This window comes from Streptomyces sp. DG2A-72 (genome assembly GCF_030499575.1).
Lineage (GTDB): Bacteria > Actinomycetota > Actinomycetes > Streptomycetales > Streptomycetaceae > Streptomyces.
Genome location: NZ_JASTLC010000001.1, coordinates 6988953 through 7007187 on the forward strand (window position 1 = coordinate 6988953; position 18235 = coordinate 7007187).

Below are 18235 nucleotides of genomic sequence, written 5' to 3' on the forward strand. Positions count from 1 at the left end.
TGCCTCCTCACGCGCCGCTGTCAGTTCCCTGTGCCGAGCCTGCGGCGGAGCGTGGCGGCGAAGTCCTCGGCGGCCATCAGCTGGGCGCGCAGCGTTTCGCAGCGGGCGTCGGCCACCTTGCGGTAGGAGTCGAGGCGCTCGCGCAGCCGCTCCTTCTCCTCGCCCGCCGCAGGGTCGTCGGTGTCGGCGATGCGGTCGGTGATCTCCAGCAGGTCCCGCATCTCCTCCAGCGAGAAGTCCAGCGGCTTCATGCGGCGGATGACCATCAGGCGCTCGACGTCGGCCTCGGTGTAGAGGCGGAAGCCGCCCTTGCTGCGGGCGGACGGGATGACGAGGCCGACTTCCTCGTAGTGGCGGATCGTGCGCAGCGACAAACCGGTCCGCTCGGCCACCTCGCCGATCTGCATTTGCCGCTCAGTCATCGTCACGCCTTCTCCTTCTGCGTCCCGCCGCATTCGAACGTTCGAAGTGCTCCAGCATACGTGTCTGGAATCACATGATCCGAGGCCGCGTTCACCTGCATTTCACAAGCCACAGGTCGCACTCTCACCTCACGTCAGGGTAGAGTCTTTTTCGTGAGGGCGGCCACGCTGTAAAGGCGCAGCCAGGGCGGCCCCCGTCAGAGCGCGGGGGCCCCGACCGGGCCCCCGGCCGGCACCCGCAGACTTCCGGGCAATGATGCCCGACCGGCAGCCACAAAGGCTGCCACTCCCACCGGCAGGGCCCCCATCGAGGCCGGGCCGCCGGGGATTCCACCCCATGTGTGGAGTCGAGTACGACGCGCATGCATCCAGCAGGTGGATGTCTGCGCCCGAACAGAAACGGTTGCATGTCTTCACTGCTGTCCGCAGGCCCCAAGCTGCGCATGTCCAAGCCCGACTGGCTCGACTCCCCGAAGGTCTTCCGCACCGAGGTACTGGCCGGCCTGGTGGTGGCGCTGGCACTGATCCCGGAGGCCATCTCCTTCTCGATCATCGCCGGGGTCGACCCGGCGATCGGCCTGTTCGCGTCGTTCACCATGGCCGTGGTGATCTCGTTCGTCGGCGGCCGCAAGGCCATGATCTCCGCCGCGACCGGCGCGATTGCCCTGGTCATCGCGCCGCTCAACCACGACTACGGCCTGGGTTACCTGATCGCCGCGGTCATCCTCGGCGGGCTCATCCAGATCGTGCTCGGTGCGCTGGGCGTCGCCAAGCTGATGCGGTTCGTGCCGCGCAGCGTGATGGTGGGCTTCGTCAACGCCCTCGCCATCCTGATCTTCATGGCGCAGGTGCCCGAGATGCACGACGTCCCCTGGGCCGTCTACCCGCTGATCGCCGGCGGCCTCGCGCTCATGGTGCTCTTTCCGAAGATCACCAAGACCGTCCCGGCCCCCCTGGTCTCGATCGTGATCCTTACCGTCATCACGGTGGCCGCGGGCATCGCCGTCCCCAACGTCGGCGACAAGGGCGACCTGCCCTCCTCGCTGCCGGTGCCCGGTCTGCCGGACGTGCCGTTCACGCTGGACACGCTGACCACCATCGCCCCGTACGCGTTGGCCTTCGCGCTGGTCGGGCTGATGGAGTCGCTGATGACGGCCAAGCTGGTCGACGACATCACCGACACCCACTCCAACAAGACCCGTGAGTCCATCGGCCAGGGCATCGCCAACATCGTCACCGGCTTCTTCGGCGGCATGGGCGGCTGCGCCATGATCGGCCAGACGATGATCAACGTGAAGACGTCCGGCGCCCGCACCCGCCTGTCGACCTTCCTGGCCGGGTCCTTCCTGATGGTGCTGTGCATCGCCTTCGGCCCCGTCGTCTCCGACATCCCGATGGCCGCACTGGTCGCCGTCATGATCCTGGTGTCGGTCGCCACCTTCGACTGGCACTCCATCCAGCCCAAGACGCTCAAGCGGATGCCGCTGGGCGAGACCACCGTCATGGTCGTCACCGTCGCCGCCGTGGTCGCCACCCACAACCTCGCCATCGGTGTCGTCCTCGGCTCCATCACCGCCATGGTGATCTTCGCCAAGCGCGTCGCCCACCTCGCCAACGTCTCCGGCGTCGTCGATCCCGACGGCAACCAGGTCGTCTACGCCGTCACCGGCGAGCTGTTCTTCGCCTCCTCCAACGACCTCGTCTACCAGTTCAACTACAAGGACGACCCGGACGACGTCGTCATAGACCTCACCGACGCCCACATCTGGGACGCCTCGTCTGTGGCCGCCCTGGACGCCATCGAGACCAAGTACAAGCAGCGCGGCAAGAAGGTCACCATCATCGGCCTGAACGAGCCCAGCGCGAACATGCACGAACGCCTCGCCGGGCAGCTCACCGCAGGCCACTGACGTCGGCTGCCTCTTTCCCGCGGGAACCGCGAGGGAAAGAGGCAGCCTTCTGCGCGCGGGCCGGGTCCGGGACAATGCCCTGACGATCCCGGAATCCGGTTCGCGTCATCTGCCCCTCTCGGGACGACGGGGCAGCCGGGAGGAGGAACACTGAGCCGCGTCGCCAAGCCCTTCCGTTGCGAAGCCGATCCCACCGCGCCTGCCGGGCCTGCGTCCGGGGGCGTTTCCATGGCTGGCGCATCGTCGGCTACAGCGCCCTGGCCATGGCGATGACCGCCCCAGGGACAGACCACCGGTGTCTCGGTCTTCATCGACGTCTTCATCGACCCGCTCATCACGGACCTCGGCATCAGCCGACCCAGGTCTCCACCACCTACCTGGCCGGAACACTCGTCGGCGCCTGCGCGATGCCGCTGGTCGGCCGCGCCATCGACCGCTACGGCCCCAGACGGGTGATCGCCGCCGTCGGAGCCGCCTTCGGCGCGATCCTGATCTCCCTGTCCTTCGTCACCGGAATCGTCGGTCTGACCGCCGGGTTCGTCGGCGTCCGCATGGCCGGACAGGGGGCGCTGTCCCTGGTGGCGACCACGACGGTCGCGTACTGGTTCGACAAGCGACGCGGCCTGGCTCTCGGCATCACCAGCGCGGTGGGCACGGCCGGCATCTCACTCGCCCCACTCCTCGTCGAACGCCTGGTCTCCGCGTACGGCTGGCGCCAGTCGTGGGCCATCGAAGGCGTCGCCGTCTGGCTGATCGTCATCCCCTCGCACTCTTCGGCATCCGCAACAAGCCCGCCGACCTCGGCCGGCACGTCGACGGCGTCGCCCCGCTCACCAGCACTGCCATCGACGCCCCGCTGACCGGCTGGCCCCTGCGCCGGGCCCTGCGCACCGGCGCGTTCTGGGCCGTCGCCGCCTGCCTGGCCGCCAGCAGCATGCTCACCACGGGGCTGAACTTCCACCGGATCGCCCTGCTCGGCGAGCGCGGCCTCACCCCCGACGAAGCCGCGGCCAACTTCCTGCCCCAGACCGCAGCCGCCCTGCTCGCCACCCTCGCCGCCGGCGCCCTCATCGACCACGTCTCACCCAAGGGCGTACTCATCGGCGCGATGGCGATCCTCACCTGCGCGGTCCTCTCCACCCGCCTCGTCGAACCCGGCTGGACCGCCATCGGCTACGGCCTCCTACTCGGCGCCTCCAACGGACTGCTCCGCGCCGTCGAATCCGCCACCTACCCCCGCTACTTCGGCACCGCCCACCTCGGCGCCATCCGCGGTACTGCCCACACCATCACCATCGGCGCGAGCGCCTTCGGCCCGCTGGTCATCTCCTTCGGCCACGACCTCACCGGCCACTACGGCACCGCCCTCATCGCCCTGGCCGCCATCCCGCTGGCCGCGGTCCTCGCCGTCGTCCTCTCCCGCAAACCAACTGCCAGCGGCTGACCGCTACTTCTGTGAGCGTTGCCCGGGCTCTTCGGATGGCATGTCGAGCGCGGTGACGCAGCGCCGCAGCGGGTCGAGCAGCTGCCGACGTTGCGCCATCCGCGGGAGCGCCCACACGATCACCATCACCGTCGGCGCCTTCGGCCCGCTGGTCGTCTCCTTCGGCCACGACCTCACCGGCCACTACGGCACCGCCCTCATCGCCCTGGCCGCCATCCCGCTGGCCGCGGTCCTCGCCGTCGTCCTCTCCCGCAAACCAACTGCCAGCGGCTGACCGCTACTTCTGTGAGCGTTGCCCGGGCTCTTCGGACGGCATGTCGAGCGCGGTGACGCAGCGCCGCAGCGGGTCGAGCAGCTGCCGACGTTGCGCCATCCGCGGGAGCGCCCACACGATCACCATCACCGTCGGCGCCTTCGGCCCGCTGGCCATCTCCTTCGGCCACGACCTCACCGGCCACTACGGCACCGCCCTCATCGCGCTCCCCGCCGTGCCGACGGTGGTGGCCCTCGCCGTGCTCGTCGCCCGCAAAACCGCAGGCCGACGGCTGACACACGCGTCGAACGAGCTGCCCCGCTGGGGCGACGGCTCGGTCACCGCCCGGCCACTGCCGCTGATCGTCGCGCCTCGCCGAACGTCACGCGTCGGTACTGTTGGCGCGTGACCATCGACGTGCTGATCTGCGACGAACTGCCCGTGGTGCGCGACGGGTTGGCCGGCGCGCTGACCCGTGAGCCGGACATCGACGTCGTCGCGACCACCGGAGACGGCACGGAGGCACTCGTCCTGGCCCGGCAGCACGCGCCCCATGTGCTGATCACCGACATCCGCCTGGCCCGGCGCTCGGGCCTGGAGGTCGCTGCCGAGGTGACGGGCCCGGCCTGGCCGGCGCCGCGCCCCGAGGTTCTCGTGTTCACCACACTGGCCGACGACACAACCGTGATGAAGGCGCTGGAGGCGGGAGCGTACGGCTACCTGCTCAAGGACACCCCGGCCGAGGAGATGATCCGCGCGGTGCGCGCCCTGGCGGCGGGCGAGGCCGCGGCCAGCGGCCCGGTCACCCGGCGCCTGATCGACTGGCTCTACTGGCGCAACGCCCAGCCCGTCGCCGCGGCCCAGCAGGGCCTGCAGTCACTCACCCCGCGCGAGCGCGAGATCCTGCTGCTGGTGGCGGCCGGTCTGTCGGACGCGGACATCGCCGCCAAGCTGACGCTGCAGGAGGCGACCGTACGCTCGCACGTCTACCACCTGCGAGAGAAGCTCGCCCTGCGCGACCGCGCCCAACTCGTCGTCTTCGCCTACCAGTCCGGGTTCACGGTGCCGACGGTCCCGGACGCCTGGTCGCCACCAGGAAGAGCGCCAGGCCGGCCAAGGTGACCGCGGTGACCAGGACGGTCGCCGAGGTCCAGCCGGCGCGGGTGACGGCGAAGCCGAGGGCGGGCGGGCCAAGCAGCGTGCCGACGCTGCCCGCCTGGTTCAACAGGCCATAACCACGCCCGAGTTCGTGCGGCGAGCGGGCGACGGACGGCATGCTCGCGTACAGCACGGCGAGGACCAGCCCACCCGCGAACTGCATCATGGCGGCACCGACGGCGATGACGGTCCAGGGCGTGACCTGGTACATCACCGCCGCGGCACACGGCATGGCGAGTACGGCCATGGCCAGTGCACGCGGCCCGATGCCCCGGCCCAGCAACAGCCCCGCCAGCAGCCCGCCGGGCACCGCGGCCAGTGACACCACGGCGGCGGTCACGCCGCCCACTGCCGAGCGCACGCCCCGGTCCGTGGCGAGGTTCGGCAGCAGGGCCACCGCGGTGACCCCGATCAGGGCGATGAGGGCGAAGGACAACGAGAGCCGGAGCACGGGCCCGAACCCCCGGCCTTGACCGACGTATGGTTCGTCCGCCCGGCCCCGCACACCGGTCAGCCACCCCAGGGCGCCGACGAGGGCGGCCACAGCGGGTATCAGCGTCAGTGCCCCGGCCGCCCGCCATCCCACCGTGCCGCCGAGCGTCCCGATCGCCGAGGCGAGTGCCAGACCCACCGGGATGAAGGTGCTCCACAGGGCCAGCGCCCCCCGCTGCGTCGCGGCCCCGCACCGTGACGACAGGATCAGCGGCCCCGTGACGACCACCGCCAGATACCCCGCCCCCTCCAGCACCCGGGCGCCGTACAGCACGAACGCCACCGGAGCCGTGACCTCCAGCAGCCCGCCCACCAGCATGACCCCCAGCCCGGCGGACAGGACGCTCCCCAGATCGCGTCGTGCGACCCACAACCCCGCCGGCACGGCCAGGCACGCCGCGACCACGGTGACACCGGAGACCAGCCAGCCGAACGCCGTCAGCGAGAGCCCGAAGGCGTCCCTGACTCCCGCCTCCAGCGGAACGAACCGCCCCAGCGCGACGGCCGCCGACACACCGGCCAGATAAACGAAGGCGACGACACGACGCTCACCGATATCCGCCTCCCAAGTGCGCGTGAACGGTGGTTGGATCGGCGGCGACTTTATCCACGGGCGGCATCGGTGGTCATGGGTCTGAACGCGCGTCTTCGCCTACGCAGTGTGTGGAGGCAGAACCGAAGCTGACCCACATCATGTGGAAGAAGTCGGAGCAGGTGAATGTCATCCAAGCGCGGCGCAGCTGTCCCCTCAGGGGCCTCCTCCCTGACGACGGCGAGCACTCGGCTGCATAGAGGTTCGGCGGTGGTGATCCGAAGCTGCGCTTCTGTGTGTCGGCGGTCACATTGGGGCAGGTCGGACGCGGTTATCGGGAAGAAGGCGATGCCAGCTTCCAGGTTGGCGCCACGGTCGGAATTTCGCCGTGGGGTCAGCCGGTGACCGCCTTGCAAAGTGGCTTTGACCTGCGAAAATCTACCAACAGAGGGAGCTGAGCGAGCCGTTCAGCGTGCTGTGCGCCTCGAAGAGAGCAACGGTCGAAAGACCTGAAGAACCGCCCGCCGGGAGAAACACGGGCGGTGCCGCTGCCCCCGCATCCGGTGGCCCTGTGGCGCGAGCACGTCGCCGCCTTCGGCACGGCGGATGAGGGCCGGCTGTTCTTCAGCGGATGCGGCGGAGTCCTCGCCTACACCATCTACCACCGGGTCTGGCACGAGACCCGTGACCTCGCCCTGCCGCCCGCGCTCACCAAGACGCCGCTTGCGAAGCGGCCGTACGACCTGCGGCACTCGGCGCTGCACACGTGGCTGTGCGCGGGCGCGGACCCGGCCGAGGTCGCCCAGCGAGCGGGCAACAGTGTCGCGGTCCTGCTGAGCCGGTACGCCAAGTGCCTGTATGACCGGCAGCCCATCAACAACCAGCGCATCGAAGGGCTCCTGAGCGCCTACCACCAGCCGCCCGAGCCCGACGAGGCGTAGGAGCTTCTACCAGAAACGAACTTGACGCCCTCGCCGAATCCGGTGGCATCTCCGCAAGGTCGATATCCGGCCGAGCAGCCATGGAGGTTGTCAGTGTCGGCACCATTTCGCCTCGCTGCGATGCACCCTGCGGCCCGTCTCCTGAGCGTCCGCTGTGATCCAGACGACACCCGCCCCTGGAAACGCGTCAACTCCGGCAACGCCACCACGAACCAGCCGAAGCTGACCGTGAACTACAACTACCGTCCCTCCGACGGCACGGCGCAGCAGGCTGGTCCGCCCTTCAAGACCTACAACGACGTGTGGGGTGTCAACACCCTCACGCCGACGCTCAGGGACAAGTTCGCGGACGCGAACGGCGACAAGGTCAGCGGCAGCTTCCAGGTCTACGACGCCGAAACCAACACACCGATCACCACGTCGGCCGGAGACGGCGTGCTCGTCTCCGACTTCGCCACGACCGGCGAGTGGGCGACCGTGCAGGTCCCGGACGGGCAACTCGTCGACGGCAAGATGTACAAGTTTCGTACCAACGCCTACGACGGTACCCACTACAACCTGGGCTGGTCCCCGTGGCGGACGTTCGTCGTGGAGACCGCCGCCGGCGTTCCCACCAGTCTTCGCCCGGCGACACCTACACGATCAACGATCCCGCGCTGATCGCCGACCCCGCCCAGGTTGAGCAAGTCCTGAACAGGGACGGCAATCTGGAAGCACTCGGCATCAAACCGCGCACCGGCCCGTCCGCTGAGCAGCCTGCCGCGGCGGCGTCTGGCACATCCAAGGCGGCGTCGGGCACGACACAGGAGCCGACTGTCGGGGCTAGGGCTGCCTGGGAGCGCACGTACACCGTTCCCAGCCAGAGATTCAACCGCGGCCGCAAGAGGGTGTCTGAGAAGTCCCGTTCAGGGCAGGCGAGTTGGTAGTCCCTGTGCTGGTGGAGGCTGGGATGACCGGGGCGCGACTCGCCTATCCGACGGATCTGTCGCATGCGGAGTGGGCGGTGCTGGCGCCGCTCGTGCCGCCGCCGAAGCCGGGAGGGCGCCCGGCCAAGCATCCAAGGCGGGAGATCATCGACGCCCTCGCCTACTGGATCCGGGCCGGCTGCGCCTGGCGACTACTCCCACACGATTTCCCGCCCTGGCAGACCGTCTATCACTACTGGCGGCAGTGGCGGATCGAGGGTCGCTGGGAGGAGATGCTGGCCGCCCTTCGGGCCCGGGAACGTACTGGCCAGGGGCGTGAGGCGACACCAAGTGCCGGGGTAGTGGACAGCCAGAGCGTCAAGGCCACCGAGCGCGGCGGCTGGCACGGATACGACGGCGGTAAGAAGGTGCAGGGCATCAAGCGCCACCTCCTGGTTGACACCCTCGGCCTCGTCCTGGCCGTCTGCGTCAGCCCGGCGAACGTCAGCGACCGGGACGGCGCCGCCGTGCTGCTTGCCCGGTGCGCCGGGAAGTTCCCGCGGCTGCAGCATCTGTGGGCCGACCAGGGCTACCGCGGCCGGGACTTCCTGGCCTGGGTCCAAGAGGAAACCGGGATCACCATCCAAATCGTGCAGCGCAAGGACGGCGGCTTCCGCAGCACCTGGGCCAAGACCGATGCGCCACCACGCGAGGTGCCGATGTTTGCGGTGGTTCCGCGCCGTTGGGTGATCGAGCGGAGTTTTGCCTGGCTGGGCCGGTACCGCAGACTCTCCAGGGACTACGAGTACCTGGCCGCCAGCCAGGAGAATGCGATCTACCTGGCCACGGTCATGCTCCTGCTGCACCGGGCGCCAAAAACCCTGCCCTGAACGGGACTTCTCAGACACCCTCAACTGAGGTTTTCGCTTCGGGGCGACGTCATGGCGGTGCCCAGGTAAGGCCGGTCTCGGCGATGAAGCCGTCGAGGAGCTCGGGCCGGTACTGCATCTTCTTCAGCCGGGTGCGGGTGAGGTCGGCGAGGGTGTCGACGGTGCAGGCCGCAAGGTTGCCCAGGTAGTTCTTCAGGTTCGCCCACACGCCTTCGGCCGGGTTGAGGTCCGGGGCGTAGGCCGGCAGGCGGAAGACGGTCAGCCACCGTCTGCGGGCGGCCAGTAACTCGCGCATCAGCGCGTCCTTGTGCTGGGTGGAGTTGTCCCAGACCAGCACGATCCTTCCGCCGAGCTGCTGGTGGGTGGCGTCCAACAGCTCAGCGAAGTCCTGCTCCCTGAAGCCGTTCTTCTCGCCGCGTCGGCCGGGGTGGTGCACCAGCATCCGGTAGATCAGACGGGTCCGCTGACCTGGCTTCGCGCAGACCATCCCGGCGACCGAGACCCGCCCCGATCCCTTCCCCGACACTTTGACCTGCGGCGGCACTCCGATACGGGACCAGGTGCGGGCCTTGGGCGGGCGGAGTGCCTGACCCGACTCGTCCTCGAACACCAGCCACGCGTCCTGTTCCCTCACCTTCTTTCCACGCGCGCCCAGGTCTCCTCCCGCCACTGCTGCACCTGCTCCTCGTCCCGTTCGACGGCCCGGTGCACCGGGACCTGGACGGGAAAGCCCATCTGCCGCAGGATTCTCGACAGTTGTGGCTGGCTGAAGCGCACGTGGAAGCGGCGGGCGATGAGCACCGAGACCCGGGCGAGCGTCCACCGCTGGTCTTCCGTCCAGCCGTGCGCGGCCGGGCCCTGCTCCAGGGCACGCGCCAGCCAGGCCCGCCACCCCGGCTGCATCCGTGACGCTACCCCCGAGGGCCCCTTGGAGCGCAGGGCGTCCCTACCGCCCTGACGCCAGGCGGCGTGCCAGGCATAAGCCGACTTCCGCGACACCCGTAACGCCCTCGCGACCTGCGGCGGCCGCATCCCCGCCGCGAACATCTCGGCGGCCTGGAACCGCACCCGCTCCCGCCGGGCCCGCTCCACCGCGGTCAGGCCACCCCCATCGGGATACCTCATGACACCGGACTACACCCACCCACGCCGGCGTGCGTGCCAGGGGAGGGTGGTCAGACGGTGATCGGGTGTGCGGTGCCGCAGGGCAGCCAGGTGAATGCCTTGCTGCGCTCGGAGGGGACGGTCTCCAGTTCCGCGGCGAGAGTTTCGCGGCCTTCGCGGAAGTGCTGCCAGCCTTCGTAGTGGACGGGGCACACCGTCCTGGGGTGGATGGTTTCGCACAGGTCGAGGGCGTCGGCGGCCGTCATGGTGTAGCGAGCGGGACCGGTGATGGGGAACTGGACGCCGCCCAGGTGGAGCAGGACGGTGCCCGGGCGCAGGACGGCGGCGGTCTTGCGGAGGGCGCGGTACAGGACGGTGTCGCCGGTGATCCACAGTGGTCCGTGGTGTTGTCCGGGCCAGGTGAGGGCGAACCCGACGACCTCGCCGGTGATGGGGCGGCTGAGCGGCGGGCCGTGTCGGCAGGGGGTGGCGGTGATGTCGATGGGCGGCCGGTCCGGCGCCTCCAACCGGCTGCTCTGTCCGGCCTTCAGGCCCCGTACGGTCGTGCCGCCCAGTCGGCGTGCTCCCGTACGCGTGGTGACCACGGTGGCGATGTCGGCGAGCAGGGCGCGGCCGGCGTCGTCGAGGTTGTCGCCGTGGTGGTCGTGGGTGAGCAGCACCGCGTCGACCGGGCCGATGTCCTCGGGCGGCAGGGCGGGGCCGGTGAGTTTGCGGGAGGACGTGCCCCAGCCGAAGGCGTAGGCGCGGCCGGGTGGATCGAAGGTCGGGTTGGTCAGCAGCCGCCAGCCGGCGAACTCGATGAGGACCGTGGGGCCGCCGATGTGCGTGAACCGGACTTCCGTCATGGGCTCTTCCTGTCCCTCGGTGCCCGGCATTCCGGGCACCGAGGTGGTGAGCAGGTGTCTGTCAGGTGTGGTCGAGGGCCCAGGCCAGGGCGTGGTCGGCGATCTCTTCCCAGCCCTGCTGGGCGGGCATCAGGTGGGATCGTCCGGGATACTCGACGATCTCGGTGACGGTGTGCGACTTGTAGTGCTTGGCGTTGGACCGCTGGATCTTCGGCGGCATCAGGTGGTCGTTCTCGCCCGCGACGAACAACAGCGGCGCGCGGTCGTCGTTGCGGTAGTTCACGTACGAATCGGCATGGCCGGGGTGGATGTTGGCCAGCGCGCTGCCCCAGAACACATGGCCGGAGGCCGGGATGTGGTAGCGCTCGTACAAGGCGCGGGCCTCGTCCTCGGGGAAGGTGTTGGTGAAGGCGTAGCGCCACTGGTCGTAGGTGAAGCCGACGGCCTTGTGCCGGTTGGCGGGGTTCTTCAGCACCGGGAAGGCCGCCTTCAGCTGCGACAGCGGGACCGTTGCCACGCCCTCGGTGGGAGCGGAGTTGATGGCTACTCCGGCGCTGCCGTATCCGTGGTCGAGCAGGATCTGGGTGAACACTCCGCCGGCGGAGTGGCCCATGATGATCGGCCGGGTGTCGAGGCCGTCGATCAGCTTCTCCAGCGATGCGATGACCGCGGGGACCGTGAGTTCTTCGATCGGGGTGGGGTCGGCGTTGAGCGCCTCGACCTCCACCTCGAAGCCGGGGTAGGCCGGGGCCAGGACCCGGAATCCCTGGGACTGGTAGTGGGTGATCCAGTGCTCCCAGCTGCGGGGTGTCACCCAGAAGCCGTGGATGAGGACGATGGTGTCCGGTTTCATGAGCGTTCGCTCCTTCAACGGGTGGCGGCGTAGGCCGCCTTGATGGTCTTGGCGGCGGCTTCCGGGTGGGAGATCATGACCACGTGCGACGACCGGATCTCGGTCACCTTGCTGCCTGCGCGCTTGGCCATGAACCGCTGGGCGGCGGGCGGGATGACTTTGTCCTCGGTCGGGATCAGGTACCAGGACGGGACGGTCTTCCAAGCGGGCGCACCGCTGGGGCCGCCGAGGCCCTGGACGCTGCCGGGGCGCTGGGTGGCTGCCATGAGACGAGTCCGGGAGGCGGGCAGATCGGCGGCGAACACGGCCCGGAACTTCGCGGCGTCGATGTAGCCGTCGGTGCCCGGGGCGCTGCCGGGCACCGGGTAGTCGCGGGGGATCAGGGCGGTGGCCAGTTCACTGCCGGGGAACTGGCCCGCCAGTTGGAGCGCGCTCTCGCCCTCGTCGGGCGCGAACGCCCCCATGTACACCAGGGCCTTGACGTTGGCGTGGCCACGGGCGGCGTTGGTGATGACGATGCCGCCGTAGGAGTGGGCCGCCAGGATGACCGGGCCGGGGATGGTGTCCACCACGCTGGAGATGTAGGCGGCATCGCCCGCCGTGTCCCGCAGCGGGTTGGCCGGCGCGATGACCGGGAAGCCGGCCTTCTGCAGCAGCGCGATGGTGTCGTTGAAGCCGGAGGCGTCGGCGAACGCGCCGTGCACGAGCACCACGGTCGGCTTCGGCCCCTTCTCGACCTGCCCGGGACTGTGAGAAGTCGCCTGGGCGGAGACCGCGCCGACGACGAGGAGAACGGCGGCGGCCAGTGCCACCAGCAGACGGCGCGGAACGGGAACACGCATGACGAACCCTTTCGGTCAGGAGGGTTGGACGGTGCGGAGGTGCCGGCGAGCGGTGCGGCCGCGACGGGTGAGGACGCGGGCCGGTGGGGTTCAGGAGGCGAGGAACGCCAGCAGGTCGGCGTTGAACTCGTCCTTGAACGCGCCCACGAGACCGTGCGGGGCACCCGGATAGACCTTCAGCGTCGCGTCTTTGACGAGCTTGGCCGACTCCGGGCCGGCCGCGACGATCGGGACGATCTGGTCGTCGTCGCCGTGGGCGATGAAGGTGGGGATGTCGAAGCGCCCCAGGTCCTCGGTGAAGTCGGTCTCGGAGAACGCGCGGATGCAGTCCAGCGCGCCCTTGAGCCCGACCTGCATGCTCTGCAGCCAAAACGCGTCCGACACACCCTGCGAGACCTGCGCACCGGGCCGGTTGAAGCCGTAGAAGGGCAGGCTGAGTTCCTTGTAGAACTGTGAACGGTCGGCTGCAACACCCGCGCGGATGGCGTCGAACGCCTCGATCGGCAGACCGTCGGGATTGCCGTCGGTCCTCAGCATCAAAGGCGGTACGGCGCCCAGCAGTACGGCCTTGGCGGTGCGCCCGGTGCCGTGCCGGCCGATGTAGCGGGTCACCTCGCCGCCGCCCGTCGAGTGCCCGACCAGTACGGCGTCGTGCAGGTCGAGGGTCTCGATCAGCTGGGCGAGGTCGTCGGCGTAGGTGTCCATGTCGTTGCCGTTCCACGGCTGGCCGGAGCGGCCGTGACCGCGCCGGTCGTGCGCGATCGCGCGGTAGCCGTGCGAGGCGACCAGGTGCAGCTGGTCGTCCCAGGCGTCGGCGTTCAGCGGCCAGCCGTGGCTGAACACCACGGGCCGTCCGCTGCCCCAGTCCTTGTGGAAGATCTCGGTGCCGTCGCTCGTGGTGATGGTATTCCGCATGGGAGCGCTCCCGTCATCAGGCGATGTGCGACTCGGATGACGGTGATGGTGGCAGCGCATCGGGCGAGGGCCTTTACCGTGCGCGCCGGAAACTGTTCCCTGCCCGCCACAGCGCCCCGGGGGCCGCGGAGGGCGGTGGTAGCCGTTTCGGGCCGGGGCGTCAAAGACACCTCTACCGATCAGGTGAAGGTTCGGTGGAGAATCCGGGGACTGGTTTCGCGGCGGAGGGGTACCGTCGCGCCGGCCCTGGGGGGACTGTGTTGGTCTTGGACACGAAGGACATTCCGGCCGCCGACCGGATCGAGGCGTTTCACGCGGTGGCTGCTGGGGAGAGCGGCAGCTGCTCGATCGAGCAGGAACATCCCGAGGCCGGTGTCTGGAAAAGGCTGGAGGTCTGGCGTTTCGGCCCTCTGACCTTGTTTGCCACGCACGGCACGGGCATGCGTATCTGGCGCACGCGGCAGCACGCCCGGTTCGACTCGATGAACTCCGTCTCAATCATCACCCAGAGCCGGGGAACGGGTGCCTTCACCTGGAACGGCCACCAGCAGCACGTAGGGTCCGACGACCTGGCCCTCGCGCACAAGACCGCGGGCTACGAGTACGGATGGTCGGGGACAGGAGTGTCCGTGGCGTTCATGGTCGACGCCGACCGTCTCGGCCTACCTGAGCACCTGGTTCGCGCCGCGGTTCCCCTCCTGCACCAGAGCAGGATCGGTCCCTTGCTGCTGCACCACATCCGCAGCCTGCACCGTGACGCCGACCGGCTGAGCGCGGACGCCGGCGCCGAAGCGCTCGCCTCCGCCACTTTGGAACTCACCCGTGCCCTCATCGTGTCGGTGGCCGCCGACGACCACACCCGCCGGTCAGTCGCGGAAGACACCCTCCTCACCCGTGTCCTCGCCTACATCCGCGCGCATCTGACCGACCCCGGCCTCACCCCCCAGCGCATCGCCTGGGCCCACAGCATCTCCGTACGGACCCTCTACCGGCTGTGTGAGGAAGGCGGCCTCAGCCTGGAAAAGTGGATCATTCGTCGACGTCTGGAAGGCACCCGCCGCGACCTGATCGCGCCCGAACACGCCCACCGCACGATCGAGGCCGTCGCCCGCTCCTGGGGCTTCACCAATCCCGCCTTCTTCTCCCGCCGCTTTCGCCAGACCTACGGCGCCACGCCCCGCGAATGGCGACAGCTCGCCCACCAACGTGCCACCTCGTTGTCCCGTGACGAACTCCAGTAGAGCCGGGACTGGAAACGGAGCATCAGCCACCGCGCCAACCCCCGGCCCTACAAGGGGTTAGTGGGCATGCCAGGCATAGGCAGACTTGCGTGAGACCCGTAACCGGCGTGCGACCTGCGGCGGCGTCACCCCTTGCATGAATAACTCGGCAGCCTCGAACCGCACTTGCTCCCGCCGCGCCCGCTGCTTCGCTGTCAGGCCACCCTCATCGGGATACCGCATGACACCGGGATACACCCACCACCGAGATCACGTCACTTCGAACCGAAAGCCTCAGAAGCCCGAGAACAACGGCCAGGATCCGTACGAATACATCGCCGACGTCGACGAATGCCACAACGCTGACGACTCGGACAACGCAGCCGGGTGGATCAAGAACCGGTTCTCGTACTGCCAGGAGACCTTGACGGTCATGCCGGCGATCAGGTGCGGCCTGTGGCCCCCGGCTGCTATCTGCAGGGCACCTTCATCTCGACCAACACCCTTATCGGCCGGGGCCAGATAGGTGGTCTGGGCGACAGCACGCTGACCCGGTTCGCCGAATTCGACTTCAATGTGGATGTTTTCCTCTCCAGCGGCGATTTCAACAAGGCCGGCGCCAAGTTGGAAGCGAAACTGGAGTGCGAGGGAGACTGGGACATCGGAGTTCCGGGCAGCCCCACGGCAGAGGACGCCTGCCAGCCTGGCGTCTATACCGGCCGCAGTGATTCACCCAGCCAGTGGAAGTACAACGGCGACACGAAGTTCGACCTGTGGTCGCTGGCGCCCAGGCTGCCCGATGTCGCCAATGGCGATCAGATCGCCACGGGCCTGTTCACCCCGGTCCTCAAGTTCACGATCCCCGGGTACTCCCAGGTCATACCCTCCGAGGGCGAGCAGGGGGAGGTGCGCTTCGACAGCGCCGCCTACAACCAGCGCGCCCAAGTGGGTCCGTGTTCCCCGACGCCACACCGGCCCTTCGCTATGACAGGAGCGACACAAGCGATCCCACCGCGCCGGTAGAGCCGTACCTCGGAGTGGCCGAGGTCGCGGACCACATCGGGGACGCCCTCGATGACCCGAGCAGCACCTTCCCCGCGAACAGCGTCAAGAACCTTCCCGGCGGGGAAGCGCTGGACCCGATGCACCGCCTCGTGCCCGGCTACGGCGCGACCGAGCTGGAACGCTACAACGCCAACCGCTCGGTCGTATCCTCCACCTGCACCGACAGCGCCGTACCGGGGCGTCCCGCTGAGGGAAATCCGCCACACGACTGCGACGAATTCCCGTTTGCCTCGAGTTACGAAGGGGCCGCGCGCCACAGGTGCGAAGGAGATGCGTATCTCAACGACTTCTCCGTCCGTTACGTCGACCGCGTCGAGAACCAGGAAGCAGGGCGCCGCCTCGCTGCCTGGTACGACAATGACCGGATCCTCAGCCATGATCCGTTCATCATCACCATCGGCGACTGATCGGGGCTGTCCCGCTCAGAAATGATCTGTTGCGGGGCCGGCTCGGCAAGCCGGCCCCGCACGCATTCAGCCCGGTTCTCCTGCACTGCACCCGCTCTTGTTACCGGCGGCCACCCGCCAGATCTGAACGAGACAATACTGATCTTTGCCGTTCAACTCCTCTTCGCGGCCCGGCAGCGTCGGCAGGGTATCCTGGCGTCCTGCCAACGGGGAGATGAAGGGGCCGCGTTCGGGGTTGAATACCCACTTCCATCGCATTCTGTACAGGCCGGGAGACGGCAGGATGAGCGGAATCGGCTTGAACCCGCCGGCGATGATCTCAAGCGCAAGTTCCCCAACGGGAATCTCTACTTCGACCTCCTCCTTTCCAGACCATTCCCCGGTATCTTCCGGAGGGGCGTTGGACCAGCTCTCCAGTCGTATGGAAGTCTCTATCACCTGAGACGGCACCTGCAGATACACCATGCCGGGAGCAAAAAGCAGCCAATTCGCTGGATCTGTATGCGGTTGATACGTGTCGACACTCGTATCGAACAAACCCAACAGGCGATAACCCGGACTAATTATGGTTTCGCATGCATCGAGCAACCTGCTCAAGGAACACCTCACGCATCATCAATTGGGTCCCGAACAGCATAGTGCCCTCGAATTGGAAGCAATGTTCTTTCCGGCCAGGAGGATCACCGAAGCCGTCCCAGGGCACCGTCGTTCAGGTGACGTGTCCTGGTTGATCACATGATGCCGAGGGTGATCAGCGGACAGTTTGCGTCGCGGGTGTGGTGGCGGAGTCCAGCGGCGATGTTCGTCTGGCTGGAGAGTCGGAGAGCGCCGATGGCCAGGTTGCGTAGGGATGCCATGGCACGTGGAGCGGTGCCGATGCGGCGTAAGCGGGAGGCGTCCTCGGCGTACGTGGGTGTCCCTGACGTGGTGGATCTTGTTTTCGATGCCCCAGTGGTCGCGGACGCGACGTCGACTGGCACTGTCACGTTGTTGGGTGTGTGGGTGTCTGACGGTGTGTCGGGGGCATGGTGGGGCCTGAAGCTTCCCCTTGTGAGTGGACACCTGGAGACTGGGACGTGAGGTTCCAGAGGAGCGGGTGGCCTTGTAACCGGTGATGACCACCGGGATGTCCGGGTCGTCGTCCAGGCCGGTGAAGCCGAGGTCGCCGATGGCGCCCAACTCATGGGCGCGCAGGCGCTCGACGAGCTTGTTGTAGCGGGCGGTGGTGATCTCCGAGGAGCGTCCAGGGCGGGCCGCGGACAGCCACAGGAGCTGGCCCCGATCATCGGTGAGCGCGAGGAACAGCAGGCCGTGGGCCTTGTGATTCCCGCTGTAGTTGCGGCGGTTGTCCGCTCCGGTGCGGCGCCGGGTGCGGATCAGGGTGCCGTCGATCAGGACGACGTGTCCACCCTTTCGGGTGACCTTCGTCAACGCGCGGTCCAGGCGCTCGGCCCGCGCGGCGAGCAGTTCGATCACTTCCATCACCCAGCGGCGCACCGTTGTCGCGGAGATGTTGTTGCCGCCAGCCATGTCGGCAGGCCGCTGGTCATGGCGCAGGACGGCGAGGACGATCGTGGCGATCCGTCCGGGCGGCAGCTTGCGCCACCTGGAGTGGATCTTCTTCAAGTGTCCGCGCAGCAGGTCGCCGAGGAAGGCCAAGGTGGCCGTGGACAGGGTGAGGCTCGACTGGTAGAGAAACGTCTCAGTGCCCCCGGCGGAGCTGCTCTTGTTTCGCATGCGACATCAACTACCGCCAGGGGCATGGACGTTACGGCCAAGGCGCAGGTCTCGCGCTCGCCCACGTTCACAGTGTGGTGGTGAACTTCCCGTCCGCGAGTTTGCGCAGCCAGCCCCGCTCGGCCAGCCGGTTCAGCTTCGCGCGCATCGCCTCCGAACGGGCCGGCTCCAAGAAGATCCCCAGCTCACCGCAGATCTGCTTCGAGTTCTGCCGGAAATACGTCGCCGGGCGGTGGCGTACGAGTGCAGCCAAGACCCGAGAGGGCATGGCGGACGGTC

At 68.3% G+C, this 18235-nt stretch carries 21 protein-coding genes and 2 pseudogenes; 11 read left to right on the plus strand and 12 right to left on the minus strand.

Annotated features, from left to right (window positions below; translation table 11 throughout):
- Positions 1-20 precede the first annotated feature (20 nt).
- Positions 21-422 (minus strand): MerR family transcriptional regulator, encoded by a 402-nt coding sequence (locus QQY66_RS33290; RefSeq protein WP_301984008.1) that lies wholly within the window; start codon positions 420-422, stop codon positions 21-23.
- A 407-nt stretch (positions 423-829) separates the two neighbouring features.
- Here QQY66_RS33290 and QQY66_RS33295 point away from each other — a divergent pair, with 407 nt between their 5' ends.
- The 5 genes from QQY66_RS33295 (at position 830) to QQY66_RS33320 (ending at position 5151) form a co-directional block, all read left to right on the plus strand.
- A complete protein-coding gene (locus QQY66_RS33295) occupies positions 830-2332 on the plus strand; it encodes a SulP family inorganic anion transporter (RefSeq protein ID WP_301984009.1) in 1503 nt (500 codons plus the stop codon).
- Positions 2333-2739: 407 nt separating this feature from the next.
- Positions 2740-3192, plus strand: coding sequence for an MFS transporter (locus QQY66_RS50510; protein WP_367667007.1), 453 nt, complete (start codon positions 2740-2742; stop codon positions 3190-3192).
- Positions 3193-3816: 624 nt separating this feature from the next.
- A complete protein-coding gene (locus tag QQY66_RS33310; RefSeq protein ID WP_301984011.1) occupies positions 3817-4050 on the plus strand; it encodes a hypothetical protein in 234 nt (77 codons plus the stop codon).
- 40 nt (positions 4051-4090) lie between these two features.
- Positions 4091-4438 (plus strand): hypothetical protein, encoded by a 348-nt coding sequence (locus QQY66_RS33315; protein WP_301984012.1) that lies wholly within the window; start codon positions 4091-4093, stop codon positions 4436-4438.
- On the plus strand, positions 4435-5151 hold the full coding sequence (locus QQY66_RS33320; RefSeq protein WP_301984014.1) for a response regulator transcription factor: 717 nt from the start codon (positions 4435-4437) through the stop codon (positions 5149-5151). Before QQY66_RS33315 ends, QQY66_RS33320 begins: the two co-directional genes overlap by 4 nt.
- Here the strand turns inward: QQY66_RS33320 and QQY66_RS33325 are convergent.
- On the minus strand, positions 5087-6193 hold the full coding sequence (locus QQY66_RS33325) for an MFS transporter (protein ID WP_301984015.1): 1107 nt from the start codon (positions 6191-6193) through the stop codon (positions 5087-5089). The two genes, QQY66_RS33320 and QQY66_RS33325, sit on opposite strands and share 65 nt — an antisense overlap.
- 527 nt (positions 6194-6720) lie before the next feature.
- Here QQY66_RS33325 and QQY66_RS33330 point away from each other — a divergent pair.
- From QQY66_RS33330 to QQY66_RS33340, 3 genes and pseudogenes are all read left to right on the plus strand, one after another.
- Positions 6721-7152, plus strand: a pseudogene (locus QQY66_RS33330) (site-specific integrase); the annotation flags it as partial.
- Positions 7153-7245: 93 nt separating this feature from the next.
- The gene (locus QQY66_RS33335) at positions 7246-7812 is read left to right on the plus strand and encodes a hypothetical protein (protein ID WP_367667008.1); all 567 of its coding nucleotides are present in this window, start codon (positions 7246-7248) and stop codon (positions 7810-7812) included.
- Between the two features lie 289 nt (positions 7813-8101).
- On the plus strand, positions 8102-8947 hold the full coding sequence (locus tag QQY66_RS33340; RefSeq protein ID WP_301984016.1) for an IS5 family transposase: 846 nt from the start codon (positions 8102-8104) through the stop codon (positions 8945-8947).
- Positions 8948-8996: 49 nt separating this feature from the next.
- Here the strand turns inward: QQY66_RS33340 and QQY66_RS33345 are convergent, their stop codons facing one another.
- The 6 genes from QQY66_RS33345 to QQY66_RS33370 form a co-directional block, all read right to left on the minus strand.
- Positions 8997-9581 carry a transposase gene (locus QQY66_RS33345; RefSeq protein WP_301984017.1) on the minus strand — a complete coding sequence of 195 codons (585 nt, stop codon included), beginning with the start codon at positions 9579-9581 and terminating at the stop codon, positions 8997-8999.
- Positions 9578-10072, minus strand: a complete 495-nt coding sequence (locus QQY66_RS33350; protein WP_301984018.1) for a winged helix-turn-helix domain-containing protein — start codon at positions 10070-10072, stop codon at positions 9578-9580. Before QQY66_RS33350 ends, QQY66_RS33345 begins: the two co-directional genes overlap by 4 nt.
- Before the next feature lie 50 nt (positions 10073-10122).
- On the minus strand, positions 10123-10917 hold the full coding sequence (locus QQY66_RS33355; RefSeq protein WP_301984019.1) for an MBL fold metallo-hydrolase: 795 nt from the start codon (positions 10915-10917) through the stop codon (positions 10123-10125).
- 61 nt (positions 10918-10978) lie between these two features.
- Positions 10979-11770 carry an alpha/beta hydrolase gene (locus QQY66_RS33360; protein WP_301984020.1) on the minus strand — a complete coding sequence of 264 codons (792 nt, stop codon included), beginning with the start codon at positions 11768-11770 and terminating at the stop codon, positions 10979-10981.
- Between the two features lie 14 nt (positions 11771-11784).
- The gene (locus QQY66_RS33365; RefSeq protein WP_301984021.1) at positions 11785-12612 is read right to left on the minus strand and encodes an alpha/beta fold hydrolase; all 828 of its coding nucleotides are present in this window, start codon (positions 12610-12612) and stop codon (positions 11785-11787) included.
- 90 nt (positions 12613-12702) lie between these two features.
- Positions 12703-13527, minus strand: a complete 825-nt coding sequence (locus QQY66_RS33370; protein WP_301984022.1) for an alpha/beta fold hydrolase — start codon at positions 13525-13527, stop codon at positions 12703-12705.
- Between the two features lie 257 nt (positions 13528-13784).
- Here QQY66_RS33370 and QQY66_RS33375 point away from each other — a divergent pair, with 257 nt between their 5' ends.
- Entirely contained in the window at positions 13785-14768 is a 984-nt protein-coding gene (locus QQY66_RS33375) for a helix-turn-helix domain-containing protein (protein WP_301984023.1), read from the plus strand.
- A gap of 57 nt (positions 14769-14825) precedes the next feature.
- On the opposite strand, the gene QQY66_RS50515 is transcribed toward QQY66_RS33375, so the two are convergent.
- Positions 14826-14990, minus strand: a complete 165-nt coding sequence (locus QQY66_RS50515) for a helix-turn-helix domain-containing protein (RefSeq protein ID WP_367667009.1) — start codon at positions 14988-14990, stop codon at positions 14826-14828.
- 144 nt (positions 14991-15134) lie between these two features.
- Here QQY66_RS50515 and QQY66_RS33380 point away from each other — a divergent pair, with 144 nt between their 5' ends.
- Positions 15135-15770, plus strand: a complete 636-nt coding sequence (locus QQY66_RS33380; RefSeq protein WP_301984024.1) for a hypothetical protein — start codon at positions 15135-15137, stop codon at positions 15768-15770.
- 14 nt (positions 15771-15784) lie between these two features.
- A complete protein-coding gene (locus tag QQY66_RS33385) occupies positions 15785-16219 on the plus strand; it encodes a NucA/NucB deoxyribonuclease domain-containing protein (protein ID WP_301984026.1) in 435 nt (144 codons plus the stop codon).
- 66 nt (positions 16220-16285) lie between these two features.
- Here QQY66_RS33385 and QQY66_RS33390 read toward each other — a convergent pair whose 3' ends face one another.
- The 3 genes and pseudogenes from QQY66_RS33390 to QQY66_RS33400 form a co-directional block, all read right to left on the minus strand.
- Complete coding sequence (locus QQY66_RS33390; RefSeq protein WP_301984027.1) at positions 16286-16816, minus strand: hypothetical protein; 531 nt, start codon at positions 16814-16816, stop codon at positions 16286-16288.
- A 134-nt stretch (positions 16817-16950) separates the two neighbouring features.
- Positions 16951-17956 (minus strand): annotated as a pseudogene (locus QQY66_RS33395) (transposase).
- Between the two features lie 67 nt (positions 17957-18023).
- Positions 18024-18209 (minus strand): hypothetical protein, encoded by a 186-nt coding sequence (locus QQY66_RS33400; protein ID WP_301984028.1) that lies wholly within the window; start codon positions 18207-18209, stop codon positions 18024-18026.
- Between the last annotated feature and the right edge of the window lie 26 nt (positions 18210-18235).